The 14,554-nt window shown below is 38.6% G+C and carries 11 protein-coding genes, 1 other RNA gene and 1 pseudogene; 5 read left to right on the top strand and 8 right to left on the bottom strand.

The genetic code is table 11. The features are described 5' to 3' along the window. Positions 1–431 precede the first annotated feature (431 nt). Positions 432–531: signal recognition particle sRNA small type (gene ffs, locus HMPREF3116_RS05345), an RNA gene on the top strand. A gap of 62 nt (positions 532–593) precedes the next feature. Here ffs and HMPREF3116_RS05340 read toward each other — a convergent pair. The 6 genes and pseudogenes from HMPREF3116_RS05340 to HMPREF3116_RS05315 all read right to left on the bottom strand — a co-directional run bounded on the left by HMPREF3116_RS05340 (position 594) and on the right by HMPREF3116_RS05315 (position 7,768). Further along, the gene (locus HMPREF3116_RS05340; protein WP_070468160.1) at positions 594–1,292 is read right to left on the bottom strand and encodes a GAP family protein; all 699 of its coding nucleotides are present in this window, start codon (positions 1,290–1,292) and stop codon (positions 594–596) included. A gap of 147 nt (positions 1,293–1,439) precedes the next feature. Then, positions 1,440–4,293 (bottom strand): annotated as a pseudogene (locus HMPREF3116_RS09285) (DUF3427 domain-containing protein). Positions 4,294–4,311: 18 nt separating this feature from the next. Beyond that, the gene (locus tag HMPREF3116_RS05330) at positions 4,312–4,707 is read right to left on the bottom strand and encodes a (deoxy)nucleoside triphosphate pyrophosphohydrolase (RefSeq protein WP_070468159.1); all 396 of its coding nucleotides are present in this window, start codon (positions 4,705–4,707) and stop codon (positions 4,312–4,314) included. Positions 4,708–4,897: 190 nt separating this feature from the next. Beyond that, positions 4,898–6,202, bottom strand: a complete 1,305-nt coding sequence (locus HMPREF3116_RS05325; protein ID WP_070468158.1) for a TRAP transporter large permease — start codon at positions 6,200–6,202, stop codon at positions 4,898–4,900. A gap of 1 nt (position 6,203) precedes the next feature. Continuing rightward, complete coding sequence (locus tag HMPREF3116_RS05320; RefSeq protein ID WP_070468157.1) at positions 6,204–6,695, bottom strand: TRAP transporter small permease; 492 nt, start codon at positions 6,693–6,695, stop codon at positions 6,204–6,206. Beyond that, complete coding sequence (locus HMPREF3116_RS05315) at positions 6,692–7,768, bottom strand: TRAP transporter substrate-binding protein (protein WP_083272775.1); 1,077 nt, start codon at positions 7,766–7,768, stop codon at positions 6,692–6,694. Before HMPREF3116_RS05315 ends, HMPREF3116_RS05320 begins: the two co-directional genes overlap by 4 nt. A 273-nt stretch (positions 7,769–8,041) precedes the next feature. Here HMPREF3116_RS05315 and HMPREF3116_RS05310 point away from each other — a divergent pair, with 273 nt between their 5' ends. Both HMPREF3116_RS05310 and HMPREF3116_RS05305 read left to right on the top strand, forming a co-directional pair. Next, positions 8,042–9,040, top strand: a complete 999-nt coding sequence (locus HMPREF3116_RS05310; RefSeq protein ID WP_070468156.1) for an NAD(P)H-quinone oxidoreductase — start codon at positions 8,042–8,044, stop codon at positions 9,038–9,040. 166 nt (positions 9,041–9,206) lie between these two features. Next, positions 9,207–9,995, top strand: coding sequence for a 2-keto-4-pentenoate hydratase (locus tag HMPREF3116_RS05305; RefSeq protein ID WP_070468155.1), 789 nt, complete (start codon positions 9,207–9,209; stop codon positions 9,993–9,995). A gap of 172 nt (positions 9,996–10,167) precedes the next feature. On the opposite strand, the gene HMPREF3116_RS05300 is transcribed toward HMPREF3116_RS05305, so the two are convergent. Together HMPREF3116_RS05300 and HMPREF3116_RS05295 are read right to left on the bottom strand one after the other, a co-directional pair. After that, positions 10,168–11,085, bottom strand: a complete 918-nt coding sequence (locus HMPREF3116_RS05300) for an MBL fold metallo-hydrolase (RefSeq protein WP_083272774.1) — start codon at positions 11,083–11,085, stop codon at positions 10,168–10,170. Between the two features lie 64 nt (positions 11,086–11,149). After that, positions 11,150–12,337, bottom strand: coding sequence for an acetyl-CoA C-acetyltransferase (locus HMPREF3116_RS05295; RefSeq protein ID WP_070468154.1), 1,188 nt, complete (start codon positions 12,335–12,337; stop codon positions 11,150–11,152). A gap of 879 nt (positions 12,338–13,216) precedes the next feature. Between HMPREF3116_RS05295 and HMPREF3116_RS05290 the strand changes: the two genes are divergently transcribed. Beyond that, positions 13,217–13,627 (top strand): cupin domain-containing protein, encoded by a 411-nt coding sequence (locus tag HMPREF3116_RS05290; protein ID WP_070468153.1) that lies wholly within the window; start codon positions 13,217–13,219, stop codon positions 13,625–13,627. 59 nt (positions 13,628–13,686) lie between these two features. Continuing rightward, complete coding sequence (locus HMPREF3116_RS05285) at positions 13,687–14,499, top strand: HpcH/HpaI aldolase family protein (protein WP_070468152.1); 813 nt, start codon at positions 13,687–13,689, stop codon at positions 14,497–14,499. Positions 14,500–14,554: the final 55 nt, after the last annotated feature.

The following is a 14,554-nucleotide window of genomic DNA, read 5'->3' as shown; positions in this document are numbered from 1 at the left end:
TGAAGATGACACAGTCATCTGCAAGCTAATCTAAAACGCAGTCCTCCCTGGAGGCTTGAACCCGACTAAGAGGACGAGCGAACCGACTAAGTGTATGAAGTGCTATGTTTGAAACGTTAGCCAGTCTAATCGTAAACATATACAGCTTTCGACTTGGACTTACTTATCATTCACAATAGTTTTCAAAGTGAGAGACCAAATCAATTAAAACAATTGGTTTGGTCTCTTTTTGATACAGCAAAAAAGCTGATGACCGCTCTACTAGTCATCAGCTTCCTATGTTGCAATGTCGATTTCATTAGTTCTTGTCCAAGGTACGGTTATGTTTGCTTGTCAAAGTATACCACATGTGATGGGTGGATGTTTGAGTTTAATATTAGGGAAGAAGTCCTTTACAAAGCTTCCTTAAAAATGGTATAATTAAATTTGCCGAAAGGCCTTGCGGCAAGGGTAGAGATGTGAACCGGGTCAGATGGGGAACCAAGCAGCTCTAAGCATTGTCTATCCTGTGCTGTAAGTTAGTATACATTTAAATGGCTAGAAGCCAAAACGCCAAGTGTGAACTTTCATGCTTGGCGTTTTTTTGATTTCTTTTAAAGATTATTGAATCCATACCATAGTAAGACAAGGGCAATTAAAGCGAATATAAAGGGCAAAATATAAGCTATGGCGAAGTCTAGCCATTCTGCGACTTTCGCATAAATGGTTGTCAGCTTACTATTAAAGAAAAGTGACATGAAGAATAAGCCGTATAAGGGTAGGACATACAAGATAAACGAATAAAACGCTAGTAAGATGGTTGCTTGTAAACCCGTCATCGCACTAGTTGCAAAGTAACCCAGTAAAGCTAGGTAAGGAGCAGCAGAAGATAATTCGGCAGCACATGTAGCAACACCGATCACGAATAAAGACGCAGGAGATAGGTGGTTGTCATCAGGATTTTTGATGTGATAATCAGCTTGGTCAACTTGATCTATCTCGACTTTATCTTTTACGCTATATTTGTAAATTAAATATAGGATAATAAAGGCACTTATCAACAAACTTGCAATGGGCCAAAAGGTCGGAAATTGACGGTTAATCCAGTTAAAAGCCAGCATAATCCAATTGGAAAAGCCAAAATAAAAGATTAAACCAAAAATAAAGTTAACAAAACTATTGGCAAATATAAAAGCTAAAATATGATAAGGAGATTTAATTTTGGATTGTAGGATGAATTGCTGGGTAAGAGAGATAGGGTTTAGGCCATCAATCAGACCTGCAATTAAGGTAGTTGTAATAACTGTAAACATCATTTCTTCCTTAAAAAAGCCGGATAGATAGCCAAGCAGCACACCTTCATGGTGAAGGGGCTATCTACTCAAGCATATCTATCCGACGATAGTTGTGAATTTGCCGCTATCTTATCAAAATAATGATGGTTTGGCAAGATAAGTTCTCTACTGTAAATAATTAAAAAGATTCCTTGGAATGGCTTCCTTAAAATGAAGGTCCATTTCAACTACACTTCTATTTTTTCCATCACTACTTGGCTTTTCTAGTTGGATAAACGAAGAAACATCAGGTGTTACCTCACCAAGATAATAAAATTCAGTACCTTCATCATCGTCTTTCTTAATAAACATATGAATTTTCCAGTCATCAGCATCTTGTAAGATTTGCACTTCAGGGGAGGCCAAGGTCCTTGGTGCTTTCGTAAACCAAGTCATAGTCATTGGATCTAGTAGGGCATCTTCATAAGTGACTTGTGCACCCTTAAAATCATCACCTTTATCCAAAGTAACAAAAATCGTGAAAATTTTACGTTGTTTATCGTAAGTATAACCACCAATGTTTTGGTCTACTAATTGGGTGTGCCATTTAAGTAAACGTAAGGCGTCACGGCGCCCGTATTTTTGATATAAGGTCAGATCAGTTGTTTTATCATAATGATCATTTAATAAGCTGGCAGTCGTAATTAAGTCATTTAAATGATGCAAAAAGTTTGAATCAGTTTTTGCTGACTTGAAGCCGGGACTTACTAGTATACCGTCATCTTGAATGGTTACCACCTGTCCTGGTTGATAAGTTTTCTTCGCGCTACCAGCATAATAATCTGTGGATAAGGTGCGAATTACGGATTGGACCATTTTATGGTCATTAGCTAAGTCATGATTAAAAAAAATAGCTTCTATAGATTTAAAACTTAAATCATCTATACCACTTTTTGTGATTTCACTTAAGAGTACTAATTCATGTAGTCGTTTACCGGGTAGGATTTCGCGAGATAAAAACTTCAAAATAGCATTAGCGGGTTTTGACAGTTTGCTATCACTTTCTTTAATACTAGATAAAAAACTAGGGTAGTTATCTTTCTTATTAGCCAATAAATAGGGATCGAAACTGTTGGTTGTTTGAAAGTCAATTAACATAGGCATACGACCAAGCGCATTTTTTAGCTCAAGATAACTTTCTTTTAAGGCTTTCATAGAATCTAATTTTGCTGCATTTATAGAATCAAAAATTCTTTCTTTAGCAATTGACTCAAAATTGATATTAGATAGTCCAGAAAGGAAATTAGTGTTAACTGTTGTTTGACGCATAGTATCTTTACTTCGATTAGAGTTACCGGAAAGGGCGACAGGAATCAGATAGTTATTCTTATAATTACCAATAAAGTCAATAATATTCACAAATTTCTTGCTCTTATGCTTACGAAGCCCCCGTCCCATTTGTTGGACAAATATAATACTAGATTGAGTATTTCGTAGCATGACGACTTGATTAATCTCTGGAATATCAATACCCTCATTAAAGATATCTACGGTAAAAATATAGTCTAAATGACCAGCTTTCAATCGATTAACTTGCTTAGTTCGCACTTCTTGGCTATCGTTACCAGAAAGAGCGATAGTCTTGTAGCCGCGCGCATTAAATTTGTCAGATAAAGATTTTGCTTCTTCATTTCGACTACAGAAAACCAACCCTTTAACCCGATTTTTGTCTAAACCATAGTAGGTCAACTTCTCCATAATATAATCAACACGTTCATCTATGACGAGATTTTTTAACTGGGTAGTTTCGGATATCGTTACACCATCTTTTTCATAGTCGGTTACACCAAAATAATGGAAGGGAGCTAGTAAGTCCGCCTCGAGTGCATCCTGTAGACGAATTTCATAAGCGATATTGTAATCAAAAAGTTCATATAAATTGTACCCATCTGTACGTTCAGGTGTTGCGGTTAAACCAAGCAAAAACTTAGGTTTAAAGTAGTTAAAAATTCGTTGATAGGAGGCTGCCCCAGCTCGGTGAACTTCATCTACTACAATGTAATCAAATTCTGTAGGGTCAAATTGCTGTAAATGTTGATCGCGGCTAATGGTTTGTTGGGTGGCAAAAATATACTTAGCAGTAGTATCCTTTTGATTTCCCGTATACCAACCAAAAGCATTATCCGATACTTCGTGGAAAACCCTTTTTAAAAGAAGCCATAGCTGCATGTAAAATTTGTTCGCGATGAACGATAAATAATACTTTTTGCGCTTTCGCTTCTAAGATATCAAAAGCAGCTAAATAAGTCTTCCCCGTACCAGTTGCTGCAATGACTAAACCCCGGTCAGCCTCATTTTGTCGTAACTCTATCAAACTATCTAAGGCTGGTTGTTGCATCTTATTGGGTACAATAAACGTCTTGGTAGGGTCTTTTAAGATGCTAGTGTCACGATATTTAGGTGGTTGGAACGATTTAGTATATTGACGAATCCATTCTTCAGTTAAAGGTTGTGCACTTGACCATTCTTTATCCAAATGCGCTTGCATTTGATGAATAATCGCACCATGGTGGTAGGTCGTGAGTTTGACATTCCACTCATAATTCGTTTTTAATGCATGGTTAGTCAAATTTGATGACCCAATAATAAAAGAAGCGTGATCTTTATGTTCAAATAAATAACCCTTCGCATGAAAAGCTTCTTTGTCTGAAATACGGACTTCTAAGTTTGGTATCTTCAATAACGCTTTAAAAACATCAGGTGAATTAAAATCCAAGTAATTTGACGTAATTAACCGACCTTTTATACCTCGTTGGTTTAAGTCAAACAAATGTGTCTTCAACGTATTTAGGCCACTTTCTGTTATAAAAGCTACAGAAAAGGTGAAGGTTTCGCTTGTATCTAACTCTTCTTGTAAAGTATTTAAAAGAAAGACATGCGCATCAGGTTGATTAATGATTAACTCAGGATCATATTGCGTATGTCCCAACTGATGCCTATCTATAAATGCATGCCGCAAAGATTGTGCTAATAAATCCATATTCTCCTCCGAAATATCTTACAAGATCATCTTAGATAACTTCTCAACAGCAGGTAGGTCCGCCGGTGCCCAGTCCAAATTCTTCAATTCATTAGGCTTCAACCATTTGATCGCTTCATGTTCCGTTAAAATGGGTTCGCCTTCTTTAAGCTGGCAGATAATTGTAGTTAGGTGAACTCTTCCGAAATCATATTCATAGGTTGAATCATCAAAAATATCCGGGGCTAGATCGACCGTAATTTCTAATTCTTCTGCTAATTCACGTTTAAGGGCTGCTTGTGCAGTTTCGCCGGCTTCTATTTTCCCACCAGGAAACTCCCACAAGTAAGCTAAGGATTTTTCTCCACCGCGTTGCGCACATAAAATACGTTGGTCTTTAATTAGGATTGCCCCAACAACATGGATATCTTTCATTGGTATCACCTTTCAATCGTCTTTTTACTTCTATTAAAGTATATAGATCATTGTACCGGACCCTTACCAAATAAGAAAGATCAAAAAAAACAGATAACCCATGTGCCTACCATCACTATTTAAACGCGTGATGCTAAAGCGGAGTTATCCGTTTCTCAAAATAATTTATACTAAAAGTTTATTTTAAAATTTAAATTAATCCTGCTAATGTTGGTAGCCACATTGAGAAGGCTGGAATATAAGTGACCAGTAGTAAGCCAGCTAGAATGGCTGAATAGTAACCTAACATGTATGGCATCACTTTCGCTAATGTTGAACGACCAACTCGGATAGCGACGAATAAGGTGTTGCCAACTGGTGGTGTGATATTACCAATACATAAATTGTAAGTTAGCATAATCCCGAAATGAACGGGTGAAATACCAAATGATTCTGCAATTGGTAAGAAGATAGGTGTGAAAATTAAGATAGCAGGTGTCACATCCATAAAGGTACCAGCGATTAATAGGATAATGTTGATAATGAGCATGATGAATAATGGGCTATCAGTTAAGGATAGTAAGCCTTCAGCTATCGCTTGCGGGATACCTGTAAAGGCCATAACCCATGATAGGATGTTTGACACACCAATTAAGAACACGACCATGCCAGATGTTTCAACAGAATCAACTAAAATTTTATATAAGTCTTTCCAAGTGATGGTTTTATAGATAAATACCGAAATGATCAAGGCGTAGATAACAGCGATTGCTGAACCTTCAGTAGCCGTGAATACCCCAGCAATAATCCCACCAATTACAATGATGATCAGAGATAATGGCAGAAGCGCATCTATTGTTGCACGACCTAAACGACCCCAATCAAATTTACCAGTTTCACCGGCATCACCTTTTCGTTTTGAAAATACTAAGGCAACCACCATACAAGCAACCATCCAGATGATTCCTGGAATATAACCTGCAACAAATAAGGCTGCAACTGAAGTACCACCTGATACTAATGAATAGGTAATTAAAGCATTTGAAGGTGGGATGAGAAGTCCAGATGGGGCTGAAGCACCATTAGTAGCAGCTGCTAAGTCCATATCATAGCCAGCTTCTTCTTCCCCTTCTTTCACCATGCCACCAACTGCGGCAGCAGCTGCTGCTGCTGAACCAGAAATTGCCCCAAATAAAGCATTTGCGCCGATATTGGTTAATAAAAGTGAGCCTGGAATTTTACCAACAATTGCTTGAACAAAATGAACTAACCGTTTGGCAATCCCTCCTTGGTTCATAATATTTCCTGCTAGAACGAAGAAAGGGATGGCAACTAGCGTAAAGGATGAGGTCCCAGAAAAAATACGTTGGGCACCTGTAATTAACGTAATATCTAACGGTACAGTTGGAAGAATAGCCCCAACTGCTGCAATAGCGATTGAAACTGCGATAGGTGCACCTAGAATTAGTAATAAGGCTAGGAGCACGATCATGATAATAAGTGATTGGACAGCCATATTAATCCTCCTCTTCTACAATATCTTTACGGGCATCAATCAAGTCTTTAATATTTAAGACACTATATAAGGCAATGAATATACCGGAAATCGGAATACACATATAGAAGTAACCCATTTGTAGGGGGAGTGAAGAAGATAATTGTCCCATTGTTAATTGAGTGATTTCAAAACCACCGTATACCATAACAGTTAAAGCGAAAATTAAATTCAATACTTCAGCTAAAATTTGTAGACTATTTTGATTTACAGAAGAAAAGCGTTCAACAATTACAGGGATATTCATATGCTCTCTTTTACCAAAAACATAAGCTGCCCCAAATACGGTTACCCAAGCAAACATATAAGCAGCCAATTCTTCAGACCAAGTACTTGGATGATTGAGAATATACCGGGTAAATACTTGCCAAATCACTAATAAAGTTAAAGCGGCCATAGCTACAGCACAAAGTGACCGCATGGCCTTATCGATGATGTTTCTCAATTGTTTCATGAGGCATCTCCTTCCGTTGTGTTATTTGTATAGCTTTCATTTTTCTCTTGTATCTTATTATAGGTGTCTTGTAATTCTGGATAAGCCTCTAACATAGCGTCATGCAGTGGTAAGACAGCTTCTTTAAATGGTTCGATATCAGGATAATTAAAGACAACATTCATATCATTTTCAGCACGATCGCGCGCTTCTGCTACTTTCTCTTCCCAAGCTTGATGTTGGGTTTCTTCCATTATTTTAAAGGCTTCATCAAAAGTAGCCTGTTCGTTTTCTGGTAATGCATCTAGGAAACGTGTTGAAACAATCACTTCATCAGGAATCATTTGGTGCATGGTGTAAGAGTAGTTTTTAACAACATCACCATGACCATTTTCTGTTAGGGCTAACTCATTATTTTCAGCCCCGTCAATCACACCTGATTGGATAGCGGTATAGACATCACCAAAGCCCATTGGTGTCGCTGATCCACCAAGTAAGTTCATCATGGATACGTTAGTAGGTGATTGTTGCACCCGAATTTTCTTCCCAGCTAAGTCAGATACTTCATTAATCGGCGTATCTTTGACATAGAAATTACGCGTACCCGCATCTAACCAAGCCTTGGTCACAAAACCTGAATCCTTTGTGCCATTAAAAATAGACGCAACAATTTCTGGATCATCCATAGCTGCATGATAAGCCTCTGGGGATTCGAATAGATAGGGTAGGTTGAAAATTTGGAAGTCGGTGTTAAATGTCTCTAAAATAGAGTTACTTGCAACGGTGACTTCAATGGCACCTGTTTGCGTTAATTGTACTAAATTTGTTTGTGTACCCAATAATTCACTTGGATATATTTGAACATCGTACTGATCACCATACTTACTTTCAATAAATTCTTCAAAGGCTAACATCCCAATATGGGTAGGATGGTCTGAAGATTGATTATGCGCTAGACGGATAATTTGCTTGTCAGCACCTGAAGCGGTTACATTTCTTTGTCTAGAAAACAAAAATAAGCCGCCAGCAATGAGTATAATGATAGCGAACAAAGCCAATAAACTTTTATTGGCTTTTTTTGCATAATTTGCCATAAAAAACGCTCCTTCTTTTATATAATATATTGCACTATTATAGTATAGTATTTTTTGAAAGCGAATTCAAAGGGTATAAAGAAAAAAGGTCATGATATTTTATATACGAAAATTTCATCGATTATGATGTAAATATTGTGCAAATATTGCTTCTTATTTTTTTATCAGTGATAGGTCACTGTATGCAATGAAGAAAAAGGTCTTTACTTATCAATTAACTTAAAATGGTTTATGATGAGCGTGGTAAACGATTTAAAAAAAGGAGTGGTTTGGATGAAAGCGTGGGTACTCAATCAAGCAGGTGGACCGGAAAACTTTGAATTACAAGATATAGCTAAACCTAAAGCTGAACTGGGTGAAGCTTTAGTCAAAGTGAAAGCCATCGGGATTAATCGCCATGATGTGATGTCTAGAAATGGGTTAAAGGCTGATGCCTCTACTGAAGAACGCGTGATGGGGATTGAAATTGCCGGTGAAGTGGTGGATATCAATACAGAAGATAACAAATCTAGTCATGTGGCAATAGGGGACCATGTTGCAGGGATTATTACCCACGGTGCTTATGCTGAGTATGCTCGCTTACCTCTTAGTCGAGCGATGGTATTTCCAAAAGATACGCCATTCACCACCGCAGCTGCGATTCCTGAGACCTTCATGACGGCCTATCAAACAATCTATTGGATTGGTGACCTACAAGAAGGTGAGCGTATTCTTATCCACGCGGCAGGTTCTGGCGTTGGGACTGCAGCCATCCAGCTGGCTAACCACCTATCGCATGCGGAAATCATTGCTACAGCAGGTCGTCAGGATAAATTAGACTTAGCCAAAGCATTGGGAGCTCAGACAACCATTAATTATCAGATTGAAAACTTCGCTGATGTCGTTACTGAAGTTACAGGTCAAAAAGGTGTCGATGTCATTCTAGATTTCATTGGCGCGTCCTATGCAGCTAAAAATTTGTCCGCTATTGGTGTAGATGGTCGTTGGGTATTGATTGGTGTGCTTGGAGGAACAGAGGTTTCAGACTTTGATATGGGACAATTGCTCTTTAAGCGGGTGAAGCTACAAGGCACTTTATTATCCAATAGGGATGATGATTACAAGGCCCGTCTAGTAGCAGACGTGAATAAGGACGTAGTACCTTTAATTGCGGATGGTACAATTCACCCAGTGATTGACACAGTGATCAATTTTGATCCCTTACCGGAGGCACATAGATATATGGAAGCCAATAAAAACCTGGGTAAAATTATCGTGAGCTTAGAAGAATAAGGTTTGTGGAGTTCTCTTTAGAAAATGATATAAGGTGTTTGCGAGCAAGATGGCAGAAGTTTTTTAATTAAAAATAAATGAGAAAATAGATTGCTTTATTTGTCAGCTTTGATACAATGAGAATAATATTTATCATTATTTTCTAATAAAAAAGGAGCTGACAGGTATGGAAGAAACGAAGATGCAGGAGATTGCTCAATATTTGTATGATGCGGAGAAGCGTAAGACGGCGATTGATAATGTGACAGAGGTGTTTAATGTATCCTTTGATGAGCAGGAGGCTTATGATATTCAGGATTTAGTCGTAGCCTTAAAGAAGGAGACAGATGGCGAAACGGCGGCCTATAAGATTGGATTGACGTCCCCAGCTAAAATTAAACAGTTAAATATTGATCAACCGGTATATGCCCACATTTTTGAGTATATGATTTCTTACGATGGGGAACCCTTATCGATGACACGCTTTATCCATCCTCGTATTGAGCCGGAAGTGACGATTGTCTTGAAAGATGATATTTATCAAGAGGAAGTAACTTTTGAAGAAGTGATGGAAAAGATTGATTATGTCTATTCTTCTGTTGAAGTGGTAGATTCTCGCTACCATGGTTTCCGTTTTTCTTTAGAAGATGTGGTGGCGGATAATACTTCTTGTCAAGGGGCCATTTATTCTAAGACGCATTTCACTTTAGACCAAGTAGATATTTTGAATGAAAAGGCAAGGGTTTATATTAATGGGGAAAAGATTGATGAAGGTTACGGGAAAGACGTAGCGAATCATCCGGCCAATGCGGTTGTTTTCCTAGCCAATGCCCTATATAAACGTGGTGTAACCCTAAAAGCAGGTGTACCAATCATGACCGGAGGGATGACCAAAGCCAACAAGATTGCGGTGGGTGACAAGGTTGAAGTGAAGTTTGACACCTTGGATGATATTCGTTTTGAAGTTGTTGAATAAAGCAAAAAATGGCCAGCTAGCAGTGGTTTATAGAATCATTACTAGCTGATTTTTTTGTGGTCCTTTCAAAAAAATAACAAGTTTCTTCTATATAATAGGTCATTTGATTGCAACCTTTATATAGAAGAAACTTGTTGGTATTGCATATTCAATCAACGAAACAATCTATTGCTTACTTGGCAATGGCTGCTTCCACTTGTTTTGGGACACGGTCTTGTTGGTCTGTGAAAGGAATAAAAACATCACGAGATGATTTCATGGCATATTGGATGTTCTTTCCATCTGCTGTATATTCTACGACACGGTAGTATGGGTCATGATAGAAGATAAAGCGGTAATTGTTTGCTAAAGCTTCTGGCATGAGGTCTTGTTTGGCTGAGATCGAGTCCATTGGGTAATCATCTAACCCACCTACCCAAAGTGGATTGGTGTGAACGAAAGTCAATAGGATATCTGCCATATGTAGCATGGTCTCGCCTGCTTGTTCAAGACGAATAACCGTATGGCCAGGACTGTGACCACCAGTTACTTCCATAGAGATACCTTCAGTGATTGTAATAGAATCGGTGAAGGTTTCTACTTGTCCTTGGATGGCTTCCCAGTTTTCTTTAGGGTAAGTATTTTTTGTTCGGGCATTCGGATGTCTTACGGCATCCCATTCAATATCAGAGATATAAATGGTTGCACTAGGGAACGTTGAATGCCATTGGTCATCCGCAAAGTAAGTCAAGCCACTAGCATGGTCGTTATGCATATGGGTCATCATGACAACATCGATATCTAAAGGTGTAAGACCTAGTGTTTCAAAGTCTTCTTGGATGCTGCCTTCTTGCTGTAGACCGACATTACGTTTGCCTTTTTCGTTGAATTTATCCAAGTTAAATGATGCATCGATCAAATAGTTTTTTCCTTGGTATTGAATAAGGATTGGGTCACAAACTTCAGCTACTTGGTTTTTGTCATTGTAAGGGTAATATCGGCCCCAAAGTGTTCTTGGTACCGGACCAAAAATTGTGCCACCATCTGTACCAATCATTGCGCCGTTCAACCAAGACAAAGTCATTTCGTGGAAAGTATAGGTATCTATCATCGTAAAAATCTCCTTTATGTGGTGTATTTGTTTTATCATCAAATTTGTGATTATTATCTTCTATCTATTGGTTACCTTCAATAATCATTGATATTCCTTGGCCACCACCGATACATAGGGTAGCTAGACCATATTTGGATTGTTGTTTCATCATTTCATGGACTAGGGTGACTAGGATACGGGCACCGGATGCACCGATTGGGTGACCTAAAGCAATGGCCCCACCATTCACATTGACTTTATCCATATCTACATCTAGGTCCTGTAGTACACATAAGGCTTGAGCAGCAAATGCTTCATTGGCTTCAATTAAGTCTATGTCTTGAATCGTTATTTGGGCTTTTGCTAGCGCCTTTTTGGTTGCTGGGATTGGACCAGTTCCCATGATTGCAGGGTCTACACCGGCACTTGCGAAAGCTTTAATTGTTGCTAATGGTTGAGCCCCGATAGCTTCAGCTTTCTCTTTTGACATCAAAACGATCGCTGCTGCTCCGTCGTTAATACCTGAAGCGTTAGCTGCTGTCACAGTGCCACCGTCACGTTTGAATGCTGGCCTTAGTTTAGCTAGCGATTCTGCTGTCACACCAGCCCGAGGGTATTCATCCGTGTCAATTTGGATAGCATCACCACGTTTTTGTGGCACGGATACAGGGGTAATTTCATCTTGGAATCGATTAGCATTGCGTGCAGCTTCGGCTTTTTGTTGGCTGGAGGCGGCGAAAGCGTCTTGATCTTCACGCGTAAAACCATATTTCTCAACAATATTTTCTGCGGTAATCCCCATATGGTAGTGATTGAAAGCGTCTGTTAAACCATCCTTAATCATGGTGTCGACAATTTTCTTGTCACCCATCCGCATACCCCAACGTGCATCCTCAGTGATGTAAGGGGCTTGGCTCATATTCTCAGTTCCACCAGCAACCACAACTTCTGATTCGCCTACCATAATACTTTGTGCGGCAAGGGCCACAGCTTTTAAACCTGAACCGCAAACCTTGTTGACAGTGAAAGCAGGCTTTTCAACAGGTATTCCGGAAGCAACGGCAACTTGACGAGCAACGTTTTGACCTAAACCTGCGCTTAAGACGTTACCGAAGATAAGCTCATCTACTATGGCTGGATCGATGTTGGCTTTTTCTAAGGCTCCTTGAACAGCCACCTTACCTAAGTCAACAGCGGAAATATTTTTAAATACGCCACCGAATGATCCGATGGGGGTTCTTTGTGCAGCTACGATTACGACATCTTGCATTTGAAAACTCCTTTCAAGGGCTATGTTGAGGTGTGACAAAAGTCTCCTAGAATATATGCGCTGGACCAAAAACTGAACAATTATTCTAGGTAATTGGCGTATTTTGGAAAGCGTTGGATAATGATGACTTTTGGAATCAGATATTTTGAGTGACATTTATTAAATTCACTTAAAAGCTGATCATCAGAAACAAAAAAAGACTGCGAGCCAATTATGCGGCCCGCAGTCTTACTAGCTAAGAGCCCGCATTCACGAGAAATAGGACTCTTCCATATGTTGGAACAATCCTAGTTAGCTAATAATAATAATAAAGATGTATGTGTCTGGTAATCAGTAGAGGTCATTGACCAAGAGGTATTGGTCATATTTGTAAAATCTGTATGCATTGCCATTTTGGTCTCACTCCTTTGATTTAAGTTGTTGTTATCTTATCATCACATTTTCATTTAATCAAGCATTTTACACATTTGTTTTTAATTTAATTTTATTTGAATAGATTTGACATCAGGTAAATCCTTATGTATCAATGCTTTTTTGCTTATATATTATTTTCAAAAAATGAGAAAATGATGAGTTCGAATCGGAGAGAGAGCGACACTTTATGGCTGAAAGTCATTTATATACAAAAATTGTATATTTTTCAACAATCGTTTTTACCCCTTTTTTGAGGATAAATGAATCTTAAAAAAGATATTTCCTACATAAGAAGGCCAAAAAATCTACTGCATCTTTTTCTTGGGAAGGCTCTTATCAAAAAAGCCTGAATGAACAGCTAAATGTTTTCTCTTGTTGCTTTTAATAAAATGAGATGTTAAGGTGACACCAATCAAAAAAACTCATAAAATTTTAATAAAACAATCGATATTGGAGGAATGCATGATGGCACTAGAAAACGTAGATTATGGAAATATCAATGAAATACCTTACCGCCCATTACGTCCAGGGATTGATCAAGCAGTATTCGCCATGTCAGGAGATGGGGTCAATGTAACTGTGAATCGGGTGGAGAATGGGAATGATTTAAGACCGCATACGCATGAAGACCATCAACAAATTGCCTGGATCTTACAGGGTGAATGTGATTACTACGTGGATGGTGAGCCATTTCGTATGACAGCAGGTTCTTGGGTAGTTGTACCTAAGGGGGTTGAACACTATATACACGTTTACGATTCTCCAGAAACAGTAGTGAATGTAGATATTTTCGCTCCAGCACGTGAGGACTATAACGAAGCTTATAGCCAATTCTTGAAAGCACAAGGATATGAAGGCTTTAATATTATTGATTAATATAGGCTAAACCAGGATAAATTTGTAAATGCACTAAACTCGGGAAAAGGATGATATAAATGGAAATGCGCAACCTTGTAAAAGAAAAAATTGCTGAAAAAGGCTATGCCATAGGTGCTTTTGTGGCATCTAGCTCCTCTTTAAATACGGAAATTTTGGGTGTTAATGGTTTTGACTTTGCCATGATTGACTTTGAACATGCTCAAACTAGTTTAGAAACAGCTTTAGACATGGTGCGCGCAGCGGAGTTATACGGTACAGCGCCATATGCTCGGGTTTATAATCCTGAAGATGGTCCGATGATGGGGCGAATGTTAGATATTGGCTTACATGGTTTGATGATTCCAATGGTCAATACTAAGGCGCAAGCTGAATTTGTTATTCAAAACACTAAAATGCCGCCTATTGGTATTCGTGGTAAAGGGATTGGACGTGGACCGTTATGGGGTGCCTACGAAAACTACAATAATGGTGAAGTAGACGAAAAGTCCATGGTCATTGTGCAATGTGAAACCCCAGAAGCAGTTGAAAATGTAGAAGACATTGTAAGTGTTGAAGGGATTGATTGTGTCTATATTGGTCGTCTTGATTTAGCGCATGCTATGGGCGTTGAAGATCCTTCAACAAGTCCAGAACTTGAAGACAATATTCAAAAAGTACTCAAGGCCTGTAAAGAAGCTGGGGTAATTCCTGGCATCTTTACAGCCAACGCACAAGATGCCATTAACCGAATTGAACAAGGTTTCCAATTCGTTACAGTACTGAATGACTTGGCTTTCTTCCGTCAAGCCACCAAAACTAGAATTGATGACGTTCGTAAAGGTGTAGAAGGGGATCAATACCAAGTAGATGATGCGGTATTCTTGAAATAATGGATATTGGTATAGTAAATAAAAAACAAGGTAAGCCACATTTGCTTTCGTGGCT

It is taken from the genome of Aerococcus sp. HMSC10H05 (genome assembly GCF_001806975.1).
In the GTDB taxonomy this organism is placed as follows: Bacteria; Bacillota; Bacilli; order Lactobacillales; family Aerococcaceae; genus Aerococcus; species Aerococcus viridans_B.
Note: the sequence above shows the minus strand (reverse complement) of the source record. Positions and strands in the feature narration are given on the sequence as shown.